Here is a 14,652-nt window from a genome sequence, read left to right on the forward strand (position 1 = left end):
CCACTCTCTGTTCTGCTTTATCTGCCGTCAGGCGCCTCCCGCTCACACCAGCAGGGGGGCGCCTGACGCCGTTTCGGCCAGTGCCGCGTGTCGCGCGGCCGGCATCGCGATGGCGCTCAGGACCACACCGTTCGCGGCCGAGAACCGCCCGTTGAGAACACGCCGTGCCGAACCCGGCCGCGCGGCCGGGTCGTTGAGCAGCGCCGCGCGGAACGTGCCGCGCTCCGGGTCCACCGTGAGCAACGCGTCCTCGAACTCCAGGGTGTGCCCGGTGAGCGGGAAGTACGCCTTGTAGACGGTCTCCTTCATGGAGAACAGCAGCCGGTCCCAGCGCACCTCGGGCAGGCCGCGCAGCAGCCGCGTCACCCAGGACCGCTCCTGCGGCAGCGCGATCGACTCCAGGATCCCCTCGGGCAGCGGCTGGTTGGGCTCGGCGTCGATGCCGAGCGCGGCGATGTCGTGCGCGTGGGCCAGGACGGCGCCGCGGTAACCGGCGCAGTGGGTGATGGAGCCGACGAGTCCGGGCGCCCACCGCGGGGCGCCGCGCAGACCCGGCAGGACCGGGGCGGGCTCCTGTCCCAGAGCCGCCATCGCGCGCCGGGCGCACCAGCGGGCCGTGGTGAACTCCAGCCGGCGCGCCTCGACGGCCCGCGCGATCTGGGCCTCCTCGCCCGGGAAGAGGGTGACGTCGGTGCGGTCGACGGTCGTGTCGACCGCGGCGACCTCGGCCGGGAGCAGCGCTTCGATCATGGGATCACCCTTGAGGGACGGGCCGCGACCGGGTTGTCCGCGGCGATGTCCCCACGGTGTCGCGGCGCTTGGCTTTGGCTCCATGGGGAACTGGGTGGCTGGGCTGTACTCGTCCTCCCCGGGGGTGGAAAGCTCCTGTCTCTTGCTAGTCGGGGGATGGTGGGGTGGACGGCTGCTATGCGGTTGTCATTCGGCTTGCGGGTGTGTGGGGGCTGGGCGCGCAGCTCCCCGCGCCCCTTTGGGGCGCTGCTGCTTAGGGGGTTTCAGGGGTACTCGGTGCTTGGTTCTGCTGCGTAGGGTCGTTGGATGGCGCACGGAAAGCTGATGGCCATCAGTGACCTGCACGTCGCGTTCGAGGAGAACCGGCGGATCCTGGAAGGGGTGCGGCCGGACGATCCCGGGGACTGGCTGCTCGTCGCGGGGGACGTGGGGGAGCTGCTCTCCGACGTGGAATGGGCGCTCGGGGTGCTCAGCGAGCGGTGGGCGCGCGTGGTGTGGGTGCCGGGGAACCACGATCTGTGGACCGCCCACGAGGACCCGGTGCAGCTGCGCGGCGACGCCCGCTACCGCCGGCTCGTGGAGATCTGCCGGAGCCTTGGCGTGCACACCCCGGAGGACCCGTATCCGGTCTGGTGCGGGCCGGGTGGACCCGTCGTCGTCGCCCCGCTGTTCCTGCTGTACGACTACTCGTTCCGCACCCCGGCCGCGGGCACCCGGCAAGAGGCCCTTGAACAGGCCTACGCGGCGGGAGTGGTGTGCACCGACGAGTTCCTGCTGCACCCGGACCCCTATCCGAGCCGCGACGCCTGGTGCCGGGCGCGGGTCGCCGAGACCGAGCGGCGGCTCGAGCGGTGCGACCCGAGCCTGCCGACCGTCCTGGTGAACCACTTCCCGCTGGTGCGCACCCCCACCGACATCCTGCGCCACCCCGAGTTCGCCCAGTGGTGCGGCACCGAACTGACCGCCGACTGGCATGTGCGGTTCCGGGCCGCCGCCGTGGTGTACGGCCATCTGCACATCCCGCGCACGACGTTCCACGACGGCGTGCGCTTCGAGGAGGTGTCGGTCGGCTACCCGCGCGAATGGCGCAGACCCGGCCATCCCCGGAACGTGCCGCGGCTGATTCTGCCCGCTTGACGGCCCTCCGGCGGCGCCCGAGGTGACTTGCTGCCGTGCAACTTTCGGTCAGCGGGGCGGGCCAACGTGCTGCGTAGACTTGGCGTCTTGAAGGACGGTTGCCCCGCGCAAAGGAATCGCTTTGCGTCGTCTTGGGGAAAGCATGGGGACGGCCGGAGAAAGTCATGGGGAAATGCCTGCGGTGATCCAGGAATTCCCCGTGGATTTTCGGCTTGCTTAACAACGGGGGATGGCGAGGCGGCGGTGATGCATATGGACCGGAAAAATCAAATCCGCTTGCTGGAATCCGCAGTGCGGGAGGCCGCCGACGGGGCGGCCAGGATCGTGCTCGTCGAGGGCGTGGTGGGCTGCGGAAAGACCGAGTTGATTGAATCCGTAACTGAAATAGCCGCACGTTCGGGGCTGTTGGTGCTGCGGGCGGAGGGGACCAGAGCGGAACGCGACATTCCCTTCGGGGTGATCGGCCAGCTCACGGCTGCCGCCCCCGAGGACGCGTTCGACGCCGTGCCACCCGCCCCGGAGGCGACGGCAGGGGCCGGACGCGTCGCCGCCCGCCAGGCGTTCGCCACCGCGGTGCAGCGGCTCGCCGAGCGCACACCGGTGGCCATCTGCGTCGACGACCTCCACCTCGTCGACGAGCCGTCCCGCCACTATCTGCTCCACCTCGCGGGCCGACTGCGACAGGCAAGGGTCCTGCTGGTGCTCGCCGAATCACCGCACGAGCGCACCGACGACCCGGAACTCGGCACCGACCTGCTGCGCAGACCGGGCTTCGCGCGCATACGGCTCGAACCACTCACCCGGCAGGACGTCGAGGCGACCCTGGAGCGGGCCGGCGTCACACGTCCCGGTGCGGCCGAGGCGCATGCGCTCAGCGGTGGAAACCCGTTGCTGTTAAGGGCGTTGACCGAGGACGGCGGACCCGGCCGGGCGTTCGTCCAGGCATTCCTCGCCTGTCTGCGCCGCTGTGGCAGCCGGACGGAGGACGTAGCGGGAGCGGTCGCCGTGCTCGGCACCCTCGCCGCGCCCTCCTCCGTCGCCGCCCTGCTCGACCTCCCCGAGGGCGAGGTGCAGACGTGCCTGGACGCCCTGGGCCTCGCCGGACTCCTCGACGGCACCGCCTTCCGGCACCCCGCCGCGCGCACAGCCGTACTCGACCATCTGGACGGCGGCGTGCGCGCACGCCGGCACCTGACGGCCGCCGAACTCGCCCATGCGCAGGGGCACTCGGCGACCGACGTCGCGGCTCAACTGCTCACGGCCGGCGTCCCGGCGCCCGCCTGGGCCGGGCCGGTGCTGCGCGCCGCCGCGGACCGGCTGCTGGCCGACGGGGAACACCGTCGGGCACTGGAGTGCCTGGAGGCCGCCCTGGCCGGCACCGACGACCCGGCACAGAGCGCCGAACTGCGCACCGCGCTGGCCGCCGCGGTGCTCGCCGTCGACCCGGCGGCCGCCGAAGCACAGCTGACCGAGCCGCTCGCCGCCGTGCGCGCCGGTCGGCTTCCGGCACCCGTCGCGGCCCGGCTCGCCCGCCTCCTGGTCACCCAGGGCCGGATCGACGAGACGGCCGAGGTGCTCCAGGAACTCGGCGTCAACGCCGAGGCGGGGGAGGGAGGTTCGTGGGACGACCCGAGGCGGGGACCGCTGGACGGCCTGTCCGCCTTCCCGCACTGGTCCCCGCGTCCCGCACCGCCCATCACCCTGCCCCGCCAGCGGGAGCCCACAACACACCGCAGGCCGGCCCCGGCGGGCACGGTGGCCCCCGCGGCCACGGTGACCCATCCCGCTCCCGCCCCGCAGGGTCCGGGCTGGGCCGCCGCGTTCTGGGGCGTGCCCGAGTGGGAGCGCTCGACGCGCGCCGTGGAGAGCGCGGAGGCGCTGCTGCGCCGCACCAGCCTCGCCGAGAGCACCCTCGCCCCCGTACTGCAGGCGCTGCGGGCCCTGCTGCACCTCGACGGGCCGCGCCGCGCGCTGCCCTGGACCCAGACCTGCCTGGACGAGGCCGCCCGCCGCGGCGCCCCCGGCTGGCAGGCCGTGTTCGCCCTGACCCGGGCCGAAGTACTGCTGCGCCAGGGCGACCTGCCCGGAGCCGAGGAACTCGCCCTTCAGGCGCGCGCCTCGGTGCCCGAGCACGACGACAGCCTCTTCCACAGCTGGGCCGGCGCCACGCTGGCCGCGGCACGCACCCCCATGGGCCGCCACGACGACGCGGGCCGCGAGGTGTGCCGCCCACAGCCGGAACGCCTCGCCGGAAGCCTGCCGCTGCTCGCCCATCTCAAGGCACGCGGCGCCTACTACTTCGCCACCAACCGCTACCAGGCCGCGCTCGCCGACTACCTCGACATCGGACGGGCCATGCGCCGCTGGGGCATCGACCGGCCGGTCGTGCTGCCCTGGCGGACCTACGCCGCCGACGCGCTGCTCCAGCTCGGTGAGGTCCGCCAGGCCTCACGGCTGGTCGCCGACCAGCTCGCCTCCCGGGACGTCGCACACCCCTGGGTGAACGGCCTCACCCTCCGGCTCAAGGCCGCGCTCGGCCCGCCCGCCGAGCGGCCCGCGCTGCTCGCCCGCTCCGTCGACGAGCTGCGCCGCTCCGGGGACCGGCTCGAACTCGCCCGCGCCATGGCCGATCTGGGGGAGACGTTCAAGGAGTGCGGTGATCCGGCCCGGGCCAACATGGTCAACCGGCGCGCCTGGCACCTGGCCAAGGAGTGCGGCGCGCAGACCCTGCGCGAGCGGATTCTGCCCGGCCGGGCCGGCGCCGTCGAGCCGGCCGACGGCTCCCGGCGTACGACGCACGCCGAACTCGACGCGAAACTCAGCGAGTCCGAGAAGCGGGTCGCCCTGCTCGCCGTGCACGGCCACACCAACCGGGAGATCGCGCTGAAGCTGTACATCACCGTCAGCACGGTCGAACAGCATCTGACCCGCGTCTACCGCAAGTTGAACATCACCCGCCGTCAGGACCTGCCCGTGGACCTGCCGTTCAGCGAGGCGCTGGACCTCGCGTGACAGACAACTCGCGTGACAGACGACCTCGCATGACAGACCGAAGGAGTACGACCGTGAGCGGTACGCCGTTCGAGAACCCCGACGCCGGCTATCTGGCGCTGGTCAACGACGAGGGCCAGTACTCGGTGTGGCCGGCCGCCGCCGAGGTGCCCGCCGGCTGGCGCGTCGCCCTCACCGAGTCACCCCGGCAGGCCGTGCTCGACCACATCGACCGCGCCTGGACCGACCCGCGCCCCGCCTCACTGCGGGCCGTCGACGGGCAGCCGGGCGAGTGACGCCCTCGCGTACACCGCCTGACTGCCCGGGACGATGAACAGGGACTCGCGCAGCGCGGAGGCGGACTCGGTCGTCAACTCCTCGACCGCGTCCGCCTCTTCGTACATCAGCGCCCGCTCCAGCTCGAAGTAGTACAGATTGAACGCGTCGACCTGTCGCTGGTAGAGCCACCACCGCCGGCACTCCTCGGCACTGCCGTGCTCCCTCAGATACACGGCCGTTAGCTGCTCCTCCAGCCGGTGCGCGAGGCGCTCCGAGGCGATCCGGGCACGGATGCCGGTGCCCGGTCGGGACCGCTCGTACAGACAGTGGCCCAGCTCGTGGGCGACACCGGCCAGCGCCCCGACCGTCGGGCCGTCGGCGCCCAGGATCACGGCGGCGTGCGGGGGCCCGACGGTGCGGAAGGGCGTGCCGTGCTCCGCCAGGGAGGACTCGGCGAGGATGCGCAGCACACGGTCGCGCCAGGGACGCAGCTGAGGCAGTTCCGGCAGGATCTCGGCGGACGGGGCGTGGGTGGGGTGGCTCAGGATCAGGTCGTCGGCGGGCAGCGGCAGGGGCAGCTCGGCCAGGTGCACGAGCATGGAGCGGCGCAGCGGCAGTACGGCCGCGTAGCGCGGGGCCGCGAGGACCTGTCGTACCTGATGGTGCGTGACGTCGAACAAGCGCCGGACCCAGGCCAGTTGCCGCAGTGCGGCCAGCCGGGAGCGGCGCTCGTGGAGCAGCGTCTCGATCAGTTCACCGGTGCCGAGCACGGCCTCGCGCTGCAGGCGCCGGCGCTCGTCGCGATAGGCGGCGACGGCCCGGGGGTCGCCGGTGAGGTCGTGCTGCGGGGCGGGCCGGTGCGTCCCGCCCCGCGGGGGTGCCACGGTCAGTTGTTGATGTTGTTGTTCGAGTTGTCGGCGCTGTTGCTGTTGCTGTTGGCGTTGCCGTCGTTGTTGTTCTCGTTGGCGACGATCGACAGGTCCTCCGCGAGGGCGTTGATGTCCGTGGCGGTCACGCTCTGCAGACGCGGGGCGTCGGAGTCGTCGGCCATCGCAGAGTTGTTGATGTTGCTGTTGTTGTCGGAGGAGTTGGCGCTGTTGCTGTTGTTCGACATGGAGTTGTTCGCCGGGGAGTTGTTCACGATGAGTTCTCCTGAGGACGAGCGGTTGGCCGGGCCGGAGCCGGTCTGCGTGTCGAGCAGCGTGTCCATATAGCGCCATGGCGCTAAAGCGTCGGATGGGCTGTGGCAAGCGCATGGCAAGGTCGTGTCGCGGGTCAGACGGGCATGGCAGGAAGCCGTCATGCTCCTCGTGGCGGGACCGCGAACGACGCGGAACCTCCGCTTCCCGCATTGTGGTCCCGTGACGCATCCGGCAGGGTCGGTCGCAATCCGTAAGCCCAGCAGGAGGCCGCCATGATCACGGATCAGGACCACAGGACGCCCGCTCCCGCGCACCGGCGCGAGGAGATGCTGGACCGGGTCGAGGCCAGACTGCGCGCCCTGCTGAACGACGAGTACCGCCGCCACTGCGGGCACGCCCGCGCCGCCGTCCTCGTCGAGTCGCTGGCCGAACTGGTCGCGGCGGGTGGTGAACGGGTGCGTCCCGTGGTGCTGTTCACCGGCTACCTCGCGGCGGGCGGCGCCCCGGACGACCCGCGCGCCATCGACACGGCCGCCGCGCTCGAACTGCTGGACACCGCCATGCTGCTGCGCTCCGACGTGCACGACAACGCGGCCGTACGGCGCGGCATGCCGGCCCTGCACGTAGCGCGCGCGGCCGAGCACGAGCGGGGCGGCTGGGGCGGCGACGCGCGACGCTACGGCGCGTACACCGCGACGCTCGCCGGTGACCTCGCGCTCGCCTGCGCCGACCGGCTGGCCGCGGGGCTGACCGGCAGCGCGCGAGCTCACTGGGACGAACTGCGCGCCGACCGCTGTGTGGGCATGTACGCGCGCGAGGCCATGACCGCGGCCTACCTCGACGACCCGTGGCCCGGCCGGTGCGTCTCCGGCTGCGACAGCGGCTGCCGGGCGGGCTGGTACGCGCTGCGCGCCCCGCTGCTGATCGGCGCCGCGCTGGCGGGCCGGGACGACCTGACCCCCGCCTACGAGGCGTACTCCGGCGCCCTGCATGCCGCCTGGCGCCTGCGCGGCTTCCTCGACGGAGGCCCCGAGTACGCCTGGGACGCCGAGCTACTGCGTGAGGCGCTGCTCGACGGTGACGAACGGGAGGTGGCCGAGCGCATGATCCATGAACTGGTGAGCCGGGCGGGGCGGACGGCGGGTGAGGCGGCGGTGTCGGGGGCGTGGCGCGGGGAGTTGGCGTCGTTCGGGCTGCGGGTGGCTTCGGTCTGAGGTGTGTGGGGCGGAGTGTCCGCGGCCGGTGTGGCCCTCGCCTCCTGCACGTTTTCGGGGCGGGGCGCCGCGTATGCCTGGGATGCCGAGCTACTGCGTGAGGCGCTGCTCGACGGTGACGAACGGGAGGTGGCCGAGGGCATGATCCATGAACTGGTGAGCCGGGCGGGGCGGACGGCGGGTGAGGCGGCGGTGTCGGGGGCGTGGCGCGGGGAGTTGGCGTCGTTCGGGCTGCGGGTGGCTTCGGTCTGAGGTGGTCCGAGTCAATCCGAGGCACGTGGGGTGGGATGTCCGCCGTCCGGTGTGAGGCTCGCCTGTCGTACGCCCTGCGAGGCTCGCCTCTCACACGCCCTCGGGACGGGGGCGGGGGGTGCCGGGGCGCAGGCGGACGAGCCAGGTGCGCAGGGCCTCCTTGCGGAGTTCGCCGTTCGGGTCCCGGGGGAGGGAGCCGACCAGTTCCAGACGGGTGGGCAGGAACGCCTCCGTCAGTCCGCGCCGGGCCAGGTGGTCGCGGAGTTCCACCAGTCCCGGCGGCTCCTCCTGGAGCGTGGGGACGACGACGGCACAGGGCATCTCGCCGTACGTCGCGTCCGTGTACTCCACGACGGCGGCCTCCCGCACCCGAGGATGCGCACGCAGCCCCTCCTCCAGCTCGTCCACCGGTACGACGAAGAGGCCACCGGTGCGTTCGTCGGCGTGGCGCACCACCGTGACCTCGCCGGGCCCGCCCACGGTCGCCACGTCCCCCGTGTCCAGCCAGCCGTCCGAGCTGTCCCAGGCCGCCTCCACCGTGCCCGCGTGCCGCCAGGCCGCCGGAGCCACCGAGGGGCCGCGCACCCGGAGCCGGCCCTCCGCCACGGCGACCTCGAGGCCCGGCAGCGGCTGCTCCCCGGACCCGTGCGACAGGGCGCCCAGCCCCGCCTCGGGCGCCCCCCACACGCTCCGCACCGGGACGCCCAGCTCCGCCCGCAGTTCCCCGAGGAGGGCCTCGGGCGTGCCGACCCGTCCACCCGTGAGGACGAGCCGCAGCGCGGACAGGTCACGGGGCTCCTGCCGCTGCGCGGCGAGCAGTTCGGCCCAGTGCGCGGGGGTGGCGTACACCTGGCCGACCCGGGCGGACTCGACCAGGCCGAGAAAGACACGCGGGTCCCACACGTCCTGGAACACCCCGGTGCCACCCGCAGCGAGCGGCCAGCACACCGTGTAGAGCAGGGCGGCGAGGGAGGTCAGTGGAAGAGGGGAGGCGAAGACGCCGGCGTCCGGCCCCGCCGTCGTACCGTCGTCGCGCTGCGCCGCGAGGCCCGCGTACAACGTGTTGCCCGTGTGCACGACCGCGCCGTGGTCCTCGCCCATGCCCATGACGGTCAGCAGCAGCGCGGGCCGGTCCGGATGCGCCAGTGAGAGAGACAACTCCCGTGCGCGCGGGCCGCGTTCGTGAGCGGTGCGCAGGAAGTACGTCCCGAAGTCCACGGCACCCGTCGCCGCCGCGTCCCCGATCACCACCCGGCGCCGCAGCCACGGCAGCCGGTGCGCGAGCTCGGCCAGGACCTCCGCGTTCCCGTACTCCTCCCAGTGGTCCGGCACCACACACACCCGGGCCTGCGTGACGGTGAGGATGCGTTCCAGGTCGGGCGCGCGGACGCCGGGCAGCACCGGCACCACCACGGCCCCGATCCGCCGGCAGGCGAGCATGAGCGCCGCGGCCTCCCACCAGTTGGGCAGTTGCAGGGCCACCGGATCGCCCTCGGTCACCCCGAGCGAACGCAGCGCCGCCGCGAACCGGTCCATGTAGAGGGCCAGTCGGGCGTACGACACGGTGACCGTCCGCCGGTCCTCCGGGTGGTGGGCGCGGTGACCGACGAAGGCCGGGCGGTCGGGGTGCGCGGCAGCGGTGCGCAGCACGTCGTGCACCAAGCCCTCGGCACGCCACAGCCCGGCCGCGCGCCAGCGCTCCGCGACGTCCGGCGGCACACTCGAACCGTCCGGCAGCGGTCCGAGCAGGGGAGCGTCCGCCGTCATGTCCATCGGCCCACCGACCAGGCCACCTGAAGACGGGTCGTACAGCCCAGCCGGCGCATGATCTGCCGTACGTGATTGACGACCGTCCACTCCGATATGTCGAGGCGTGAGGCGATCTGGCGGTTCGTCAGGCCCTCGGCGACCAGCATCGCCACCTGCACCTGGCGCGGGGTGAGTGGCTGCGCCTCCGGTGTGGGGGCCGTGGGGCGGGAGTCGGGATCGGGCGCGGCCAGGGCCTCCTCGAGAGCGGTGGCGGGCGTCATACGGAGGCCCTCGGCCCAGGCGGCCGCGTAGCCCGAGGCGTGCATGCGGGAGCGCAGCGTGCCGAGGGCCTCGTCGACCGCGGCCCGGCGGGCCGGCGCGGGGACGCTGCCCAGCGCCCGGCGCAGCGCCGCGCACGCCGCCAGGGTGCGCGTCGCCCAGGGACCCGCCGAGGGGTCGGTGCGCAACCGCAGTAGAGTCAACTCCTCGAGCACGCCGGGCAGTTCGGTGCGCTCGCCGAGCGAGCCGTACAGCTCCAGGCACTCGCGCAGCGCACGGGCCGCGCCCTGCGTGTCCTCGCGTTCCCCGGCGGCGGCCGCCCACTCCCGCAGCGCCATCGCGAGACCGCGCGCGTCCGCGACCCTGCGGTGCGCGTCGAGACCCTTCTCCAGCAGGTCCCGTGCCTTGCGGGTGTCCCCCTGAGCGCGCAGCGCCGTCGCCAGCGCGACCGTCGCGTCGGCCGCCGCCGCGGTCGCGCCCAGCGAATCGAGGGCGGTCACCGCGGGCCCGAGCGCGGCGAGGGCGCCCGCGGGATCGCCGAACCGCAGCAGCGCCAGCCCCATCCGCGCCGACACGAGCGCCGTCTGCCGCCGGTCGCCGAGCCGCTTGCACAGCGCGAGGGCCCGGCGATGACGCCGCACGGCGAGATCGGCGTCGCCGAGCGCCAGCGTGAACGTGGCCGACAGGTCGACGAGCCGGGCGCGCAACGGCTCCGACAGCGCGGGCCGGGGCGCCGATCCGTCCGACCCCGGCTCCGGCCCCCGCCCCGGCCCCTCGTCCTGGCCCACCGCGTCGCACCACTCCACACCCTCTTTCAGATGTCCCTGTACGAGCCAGGGCGTGCGCAGTGCGAGCACCAGCGAGGCGACGTCCTCGGCCGCACCGCGGTGGTGCAGCCGGTGCAGCGCGGCCACGACGTTGCGGTGCTCGGCGGCCAGCAGGTGCAGCCAGTGACTCTGCCGGGGGCCGGTCAGCCGCGGTTCCACAGTGGTGACCAGCTGCCGGTACGCGGCGGCGTGCCGGTCCAGGGCCGCGTCGAGCAGCCCGTCGGCGGAGAGTTCCTCGGCCATGTGGGAGCGGACCGGCTCGGGCACCGCGAACCGTGGCTCGCCCTGCTCCTGGTCGAGGGCGAGGACCAGGCTCCGGTCGAGAAGCGAGTCGAGCACGGCGTCGGTGTCGGCGCGCGGCAGCGGCGAGACCCGCTCCAGCATCGGCAGCCCGAATCCCGGCTCGAACACGGCCAGTTGGCCGAGCAGCGCCAACTGGCCGCGGCTCAGACCCGTGACGGCGGACTCCGCGAGTGCCGCGAGCGAACGGTGCCGGGCGGGAGCGCCCGAGGGCCCGCCGGACAGCGCGGTCAGAGCGCCGCCGCGGTGCCGCAGCCGGGCGAGCAGCACCTGCGGCGTGAACAGCCGCAGCCGGCCCGCCGCCAGCTCCAGGGCGAGCGGCAGCCCTTCGAGCAGGGTGCACAGGGAGGCGACCGCGGCCGCGTTCTCCTCGGTGAGGGCGAAGCCGGGCACCGCGTCGCGCGCCGCCCGCGTGAACAGCGCGACCGACGCGTTGCCGGCCAGCTCGTCCGGGTCGTCGCTGCCCGGCGGGGGCACCGGCAGCCGTCCTACCGGAAGCAATCGTTCACCCGCGATGCGCATCGGCTCGCGGGAGGTGGCCAGCGCCGCCAACCGGCCTGCGGGGGTGAGGAGTTCACCGAGCACCGTGGTGAGCGGCTCACCGTGGTGGTCGCAGCCGTCGAGCACCAGCAGGGCGTCCGCCTCACCCGGGACGCGGCGCAGCTCGGCCGCCAGGCGCAGCACGGTGGCCGCGGCCTCGTCGGCGGAGGCGGCGGGCCCCAGGTCCGCCGTACGCACGCCGCGGAACTGCCCGGGCGCGGCCTCGAACGCCGCGGCCAGCACGCTCTTGCCGACGCCGCCGGGCCCGGTGAGCGTCACCAGATGTGCCTCCGGATCGGCCAGTCTGCCGCGCAGTACGAGGAGTTCGGCGTCCCTTCCGACGAGGACGCGTCCGCTCCCCGCCGACGCCGGACGTATCCCCGGTGCGCTCGGAGCCTGCTGTGTGACGGTCATGGCTTCCCCCTGGAGACGGCTGGGAGCAGAGTGGCCGCGGCGGACAAAGTCCGGCTTAAACACGGCGGTTCGGGCTTGAATACGGTGACTCGGGCTTGAGTACGTGCGGTTCGGCCTTGAATACGTGTGGCTCGGTCCGACGGTTCGGACCCGCAGTCGAGGCCGCGCTACGCCGCCTCACGCAGCCGCCACACCCCCGGCCGCACCTCGACCGCCGGCTCCGGCTCCCGCGGCATGTCGGCCAGACGGCGCAGGCAGCGCCGCGCATACGCCTCCAGCCGTCGGTCGCGCAGCGACGTCGCCAGATCGCGGCAGGCCGTGAAGCGGGCCCTCGCCGTCGCCTCGTCCCCCAGGTCCAGGGCGAGCAGCGCCCCGGCGCGCAGGGCGTCGAAGCGGGCCGGGGAACGGTCCGGCAGCGAGCCGAGCGCCGTGTCGAGCAGCGCGCCCGCCTCGACGTACGCACCCGCGTCGAGCCGTACGTCGGCCAGACCCACCAGCGCGCGCCCGTGCTCGTGGTCGTTGGCGCAGCCGCGGGCGGCCCGCACGGCCGCCTCGTACAGCTCCTCGCTGCGGGCCAACTCCCGTTGCTGCCAGGCCAGATCCCCGAGCGAGCGCAGCATCCGCGCCTCGCCCGCCCGGTCCCGCGACCGCCGCGCCGCGTCCAGGCCGAGCGTGTGCGCGGTCCGCCAGAAGTGCCACGCGGCATGCGACTCCAGGCCACCGGAGAGGGAGTCGGCCAGGCGCAGCGCCGCCTGCCAGGCACCGTGCGCGTGCGCCGTGCGCAGCACACCGACCAGGACCGCCAGACCGGAGCCGGTGTCGGTGTGGGTGCCTGCGGCGGTGGTGGCCGAGGGACCCGTGGACGCCACGGTGTTCGCGTACGCCTCGGCGAGGCGGCCCGCCGCGTCCCGGGTCGAGTCCTCCGGTTCGTGCCGGGCGAGCAACTCGGCGGCGAGCAGCCGCAGCAGTGGGTGGAAGCGATAGCTGCCCGAGTCGTCGGCCTCCAGCAGCCGCGCGTCGACGAGACCCTCGACGACCCGGCCGGCCGCGTCGGTCCCGAGGCCCAGCACCGCCGCCGCCGGGCGGAGTTCGACCGGGGCGTCCGGCAGCAGGGCCAGCAGCCGGAACGACCGCTGCTGCTCCGCCGTCGCCGCCGCGCACCCCGTCAACAGCACGTCCCGCACGTCGAGTTCACCGACCCGCAGGGCGTCCAGACGGTCCCGGGCGTCCCGCAGCCGGGCGGCGAGCGTCTGCGGTGTCCAGTGCGGGCGGGCCGCGAGCTGCGCCGCCGCGCTGCGCAGGGCCAGCGGAAGACGGCCGCACAGACCGGCCACCTCCAGCAGGGCCGCCGCCACTTCGGGATCGGCGGCGGCCGCGATGGATTGCCGTGCCTCTTCCGCACCCCCGCCGGGACCCCTGCCGGACACCGTAGCCAGCAGCGCGCAGGCCGCCTCCGACGGCAGCGGCGCCAGCGAGACGGTGCGGACCGCGGTGAGCGAAGCGGGCGTACGGCGCATGGTGATCAGGGCCCGGCAGCCCTCGCCGGTCGGCAGCAGCGGGCGCAGCTGCGCCTCGGAACCCGCGTGGTCCAGGACGAGGAGCAGACGCCGGCCCGCGAGGAAGGTGTGCAGGGTGTCGCGCAGATCCTCCACCCCCTCGGGCAGCGGGCCGTTCTCGCCCGCTCGCCGCAGCAGCCGCGTCAGCGCCTGCGCCGCGGTCAGCGGACGGCCCGGCTCCGGCTCCAGATCGACGAACAGCCGCCCGTCCGGGAAGGCGTCCGCGCACCGGTGCGCGGCCTCCACGGCCAGCGCCGTCTTGCCCACGCCCGGCATCCCGGCCACGGCGACACACGTACCGGCCGGTGACGACCTCAACAGGTGCACCACCCGCGCGAGTTCGTCCTCCCGGCCGGTGAAGGCCGGATCGGCGGCGGGCAGCGCCACGGGCCTGCCGCGCGCCTGGCTCACCGTGACCGCTCCGGACGGTGCCGCCTCGTCGACCAGCAGACCCGCGTCGCCCTCCAGGATCCGCCGGTGCAGCTGTTGCAGCGCCGGGCCCGGCTCGATCGCCAGCTCCTCGACCAGGGTGCGGCGCAGCTGCCCGAACGCGCGCAGCGCCTCCGCCTGCCGGCCGGCCCGGAACAGCGCCAGCATCAGATGCCCGTGGAACTCCTCACGCAACGGATAGCGCGTCGTCACCGACTGCAGCTCGGCGATCAGATCGCGGTGCCTGCCCAGCTCCAGGTCCGCGCGCACCCGCTGCTCCAGCGCGGCCACGCCCGCCTCCTCCAGCCGCACCGCCGCCGCCTCCAGCGCCGGTCCGTGCGGGGTGTCCGAGAGCAGCGGACCGCGCCACAGGTCGGTCGCCTGCCGCTGCAGTGCCGACGCCCGGGCGAAGTCGCCCGCCTCCAGGGCCTGTCGGCCGCTCGCGTGCAGCGCCTCGAACCGGGCCAGATCCAGCCGGTCCGGCTCCAGGCTCAGCACATAGCCGGGCTGCCGGGTCACCAGCGCCTCCCGGCCGAACCCGTCCTGGGCCGTGTTGAGCTGCTTGCGCAGCTGCGAGATGTACACCTGCAGCGTGGTGGTCGCCGTACGCGGCGGATCGTCCTGCCACAGCTCGTCCGTCAGCGCCTCCACGGACACCACCTCGCCGCTGCGCACCAGCAGCGCGCCGAGGACGACGCGCAGCTTCGCGGCCCGGGGCGTGTACGAGACGCCGGGGCCCGCGCTGCCCTCGATCTCCATCGGGCCGAGGATGCGGAACCTCATCACGGCACCC

At 74.1% G+C, this 14,652-nt stretch carries 11 protein-coding genes; 5 read left to right on the top strand and 6 right to left on the bottom strand.

Annotated features, from left to right (window positions below):
• Positions 1 to 42: 42 nt before the first annotated feature.
• Positions 43 to 750 (bottom strand): 4'-phosphopantetheinyl transferase family protein, encoded by a 708-nt coding sequence (locus tag N8I87_RS30825; protein WP_263213623.1) that lies wholly within the window; start codon positions 748 to 750, stop codon positions 43 to 45.
• 306 nt (positions 751 to 1,056) lie between these two features.
• Between N8I87_RS30825 and N8I87_RS30830 the strand changes: the two genes are divergently transcribed.
• The 3 genes from N8I87_RS30830 to N8I87_RS30840 all read left to right on the top strand — a co-directional run bounded on the left by N8I87_RS30830 (position 1,057) and on the right by N8I87_RS30840 (position 5,174).
• Complete coding sequence (locus N8I87_RS30830) at positions 1,057 to 1,887, top strand: metallophosphoesterase family protein (RefSeq protein ID WP_263213624.1); 831 nt, start codon at positions 1,057 to 1,059, stop codon at positions 1,885 to 1,887.
• A gap of 252 nt (positions 1,888 to 2,139) precedes the next feature.
• Positions 2,140 to 4,899: a helix-turn-helix transcriptional regulator gene (locus N8I87_RS30835; RefSeq protein ID WP_263213625.1), complete on the top strand. Its 2,760-nt coding sequence runs from the start codon at positions 2,140 to 2,142 to the stop codon at positions 4,897 to 4,899.
• A 53-nt stretch (positions 4,900 to 4,952) separates the two neighbouring features.
• Positions 4,953 to 5,174 (top strand): MbtH family protein, encoded by a 222-nt coding sequence (locus N8I87_RS30840; protein ID WP_263213626.1) that lies wholly within the window; start codon positions 4,953 to 4,955, stop codon positions 5,172 to 5,174.
• Here the strand turns inward: N8I87_RS30840 and N8I87_RS30845 are convergent.
• Positions 5,139 to 6,041, bottom strand: a complete 903-nt coding sequence (locus tag N8I87_RS30845; RefSeq protein WP_263213627.1) for a hypothetical protein — start codon at positions 6,039 to 6,041, stop codon at positions 5,139 to 5,141. The genes N8I87_RS30840 and N8I87_RS30845 overlap by 36 nt on opposite strands.
• Positions 6,042 to 6,043: 2 nt before the next feature.
• The gene (locus N8I87_RS30850; RefSeq protein WP_263213628.1) at positions 6,044 to 6,367 is read right to left on the bottom strand and encodes a hypothetical protein; all 324 of its coding nucleotides are present in this window, start codon (positions 6,365 to 6,367) and stop codon (positions 6,044 to 6,046) included.
• Positions 6,368 to 6,571: 204 nt separating this feature from the next.
• Here N8I87_RS30850 and N8I87_RS30855 point away from each other — a divergent pair, with 204 nt between their 5' ends.
• Positions 6,572 to 7,513 carry a polyprenyl synthetase family protein gene (locus tag N8I87_RS30855; protein ID WP_263213629.1) on the top strand — a complete coding sequence of 314 codons (942 nt, stop codon included), beginning with the start codon at positions 6,572 to 6,574 and terminating at the stop codon, positions 7,511 to 7,513.
• A gap of 15 nt (positions 7,514 to 7,528) precedes the next feature.
• The gene (locus tag N8I87_RS30860; protein ID WP_263213631.1) at positions 7,529 to 7,765 is read left to right on the top strand and encodes a hypothetical protein; all 237 of its coding nucleotides are present in this window, start codon (positions 7,529 to 7,531) and stop codon (positions 7,763 to 7,765) included.
• 90 nt (positions 7,766 to 7,855) lie between these two features.
• Here N8I87_RS30860 and N8I87_RS30865 read toward each other — a convergent pair whose 3' ends face one another.
• The 3 genes from N8I87_RS30865 to N8I87_RS30875 all read right to left on the bottom strand — a co-directional run bounded on the left by N8I87_RS30865 (position 7,856) and on the right by N8I87_RS30875 (position 14,642).
• Positions 7,856 to 9,538 carry an AMP-binding protein gene (locus N8I87_RS30865; protein ID WP_263213633.1) on the bottom strand — a complete coding sequence of 561 codons (1,683 nt, stop codon included), beginning with the start codon at positions 9,536 to 9,538 and terminating at the stop codon, positions 7,856 to 7,858.
• Complete coding sequence (locus N8I87_RS30870) at positions 9,529 to 11,874, bottom strand: helix-turn-helix transcriptional regulator (RefSeq protein ID WP_263213634.1); 2,346 nt, start codon at positions 11,872 to 11,874, stop codon at positions 9,529 to 9,531. Before N8I87_RS30870 ends, N8I87_RS30865 begins: the two co-directional genes overlap by 10 nt.
• A gap of 167 nt (positions 11,875 to 12,041) precedes the next feature.
• Positions 12,042 to 14,642, bottom strand: coding sequence for an AfsR/SARP family transcriptional regulator (locus N8I87_RS30875; RefSeq protein WP_263213635.1), 2,601 nt, complete (start codon positions 14,640 to 14,642; stop codon positions 12,042 to 12,044).
• Positions 14,643 to 14,652: the final 10 nt, after the last annotated feature.

The sequence above is a fragment of the Streptomyces sp. HUAS 15-9 genome (assembly GCF_025642155.1).
In the GTDB taxonomy this organism is placed as follows: Bacteria; Actinomycetota; Actinomycetes; order Streptomycetales; family Streptomycetaceae; genus Streptomyces.